Annotated in this window: 1 protein-coding gene; it reads right to left on the reverse strand. The window is 64.6% G+C overall.

The genetic code is table 11. The annotated features are described in order from the left end of the window. Positions 1 to 15: 15 nt before the first annotated feature. Positions 16 to 353 (reverse strand): BspC domain-containing protein (locus AC1DOP_RS27405; RefSeq protein ID WP_477254456.1); only part of this gene is annotated, 338 nt, incomplete at its 5' end.

Here is a 353-nt window from a genome sequence, read left to right on the forward strand (position 1 = left end):
GAGAACCTCCAGCGCTTACTGCTTCTTCTTCGTCTTGGTTGACGTCTTCGTCGTCGATTTTGTCGACTTCGACGACGATGTCGACGCCTTGGCGCTGCTCTTGCCCTTCTTCTTCGACGTCGTCGTCGGCGTGGCCACGGCCGGCGCGGCGGCTGGCTCGGCGATGACGTCGCCGTTGCTGTCGAGCAGTTCGTAGGCCAGCATCATCCCCTCGTCATACCCACAACGCACCCGCACGGGTTGCCATTGCGCCTCGCCGACACGCTTGTGGGCCGAGGCCGCGAACGTCACCACCGAATTCACCGGCACAGCCTGCTTGCCCTGCGAGAACCGGCCGCTCCACGGCTCCACCG

The organism is Massilia sp. 01N410 (genome assembly GCF_056399665.1).